The sequence below is a fragment of the Streptomyces sp. NTH33 genome, from assembly GCF_003236365.1.
Classification (GTDB): domain Bacteria; phylum Actinomycetota; class Actinomycetes; order Streptomycetales; family Streptomycetaceae; genus Streptomyces.
Genome location: NZ_POTZ01000757.1, coordinates 1 through 2,093, shown reverse-complemented (window position 1 = coordinate 2,093; position 2,093 = coordinate 1). Strand labels below are relative to the sequence as shown.

Here is a 2,093-nt window from a genome sequence, read left to right as displayed (position 1 = left end):
GCCGTAGGCGTCCACGGGCACGGCCCAGGTGACCGACCAGTGCGGGCGCAGCCGCTCCTCGACCGGGCGGTCGGCGAGCAGGTCGGGGGTGAGGGTGCCGTGGGCGGATGCGGTGCGCCAGTGGGTGACGCCGTCGCTGGAGTCCTCGACGATCGTGAACGCCCCGTCGGTGCGGCGGCTCAGGGTGCGCGGCTTCTCGTCGCCGATCTCGACCACGACCTCCTGGAGGCCGGGCAGGGCGAGCAGCAGGGCGTCGTCGACGGAGTGCAGGAGCCGTTCGGCGAGGTCGGCGGCGGCCGTGTCGCGCAGCGGCAGGATGACGACCGTGTCGTAGGGGTCGGGGGCGGTGCCCTCGGCGGGGAAGGGCAGGCGCAGCAGCGGTACGTGTCCGTCGCGGCGGCGGATCTCGTCCCCGAGGCCGGGGCTGTGCCGGGCGGTCTCCTCGGCGAGGCCGCGGGCCTCGGCCAGCGACCAGCGCACCCCGCCGTGCCGGCCGACCACCGCGGGCTCGTCGGTGACGGCGAGGACGGCGGCGAAGCCGACGCCGAAGCGGCCGACGGCGCTCTCGCGCGCGTCCCGCTTGGCGGAGGCCCGGAGCGTGGACAGCGACTCGACGCCGGCCGCGTCCAGCGGGGCGCCGGTGTTGACGGCGACGAGAACGCCGTCGCGCAGGGTGAGCCGCAGCCGTCCGGGCACGCCCGCGCGGGCGGCGGCGTCGGCGGCGTTCTGCGCCAGCTCGACGACGAGCCGGTCCCGGTAGCCGCCGAGGACCAGGTCCTCCTCGGCGTTGGCGTCCTCCCGGAACCGGGCCGGACTGGCCGCCCACGCATCCAGCACACCACGCCGCAGGCGCGCGGTCCCGAACGGATCGCCCTCGGCGGCCGGCTGCACGAACATGCTCACGTCCCACTCTCCTCACGGGTGTGAGGTCGAAGGTACCGCCCCGGCGGACGCGGGCTTCCATTGTCCCCTGGCAGGTGCGCCGAGCATCCCTGACGGGGGCGGGGGCCGAACCGTCGTCGGACCGGGCACACGCCCGGGAGTGGTCGTGTCGCAGTGTCTCCCGGGAGGCGGGGTCAGCCTTCGGAGGCGTACGGGACGAAGCGCACCCAGGCGTCGGGCGTGAGCGCGAGCCGGGGCCCCTCGATGTCCTTGGAGTCACGGACGTGGACCGTGCCGGGACCGGTGGCGATCTCGACGCAGGAGTTGCCGTCGTTGCCGCTGCTGTAGCTGCTCTTGAACCACACCAGCTCGGAGCTGCCGCCACCAGAGGGCTTGAGGGTCATGTCTCTCCCCGAAGTTGTTCGATGAAAGGCAGCGACTCCCGTGGAGAGAGTGCCTGAGCCCGGATCGTGCCATACCGCAGCTCAAGGATGCGCAGTTGCTTGGGATCGGAGGTCGGCCGACCGTTGAACGCGCCGTCAGAGCGGCCCACCGCCGAACCGTCCGCGAACTTCAGCAACTCGATCTTGCCGTCCATGCCGGAATGGGTCTCGCAGTTCAGCGGCATCACCTGAAGCACGACGTTGTGCAGTCGACCCACCTCCAACAGCCGTTCGAGCTGCCGTCGCCACGCCATTGTGCCCCCGATCGGGCGGCGCAGGGCCGCCTCTTCCAGGACGAAACTGAGCGCGGGAGCGGGTGAACGCTCGAAGATCGACGCGCGAGCCATACGGGCAGCCACCATCCGCTCCACCTCGTCCGGGGAATACGGGGGTTGCATGGCTTCGAACAACGCCTTCGCATGACCAGATGTCTGCAAGAGACCATTGATGCCGTTGCTCTCATAGATGCCGATCTCGACCGCCTTGGCCTCCAAGTCCCCTAGCTGCCGAACCGTCTTCGGGTACCGGACCTTCTTCACGTCCTCCCAGGTCGCCGAGACGAGCCCACCCGTGCCCAGCACCTCATCGGCCTTGTCCAGGTACTCCTGCCGCGGGATCCTCTTGCCGCCCTCGATCTTGTAGACCAGGTCGTCCCCGTACCCCATCGCCGTCCCGAACTCGGCGGCCCGCATCCCCACCGCCTCCCGCCGCAGCCTCAGCTGCCGCCCCACGGTGGCGATCACCGCCACGCCCCACTCGTCGTCCGGG

General features: G+C 71.4%; 3 protein-coding genes. All 3 read right to left on the bottom strand.

What is annotated here, in order from left to right; translation table 11 throughout:
* The coding region (locus C1I97_RS35890) for a sacsin N-terminal ATP-binding-like domain-containing protein (protein WP_369008380.1) at positions 1-903 on the bottom strand (903 nt) is incomplete at its 3' end.
* Between the two features lie 173 nt (positions 904-1,076).
* Complete coding sequence (locus C1I97_RS35885; protein ID WP_111007113.1) at positions 1,077-1,286, bottom strand: DUF397 domain-containing protein; 210 nt, start codon at positions 1,284-1,286, stop codon at positions 1,077-1,079.
* On the bottom strand, positions 1,283-2,093 hold an 811-nt coding region (locus C1I97_RS35880), incomplete at its 5' end, for a helix-turn-helix domain-containing protein (protein WP_111007112.1). The genes C1I97_RS35880 and C1I97_RS35885, both read right to left, overlap by 4 nt.

What these genes read in the sequence shown, in the direction of transcription:
- C1I97_RS35885 (WP_111007113.1), bottom strand. Translation starts at nt 1,286, where the DNA reads ATGACCCTCAAGCCCTCTGGTGGCGGCAGCTCCGAGCTGGTGTGGTTC.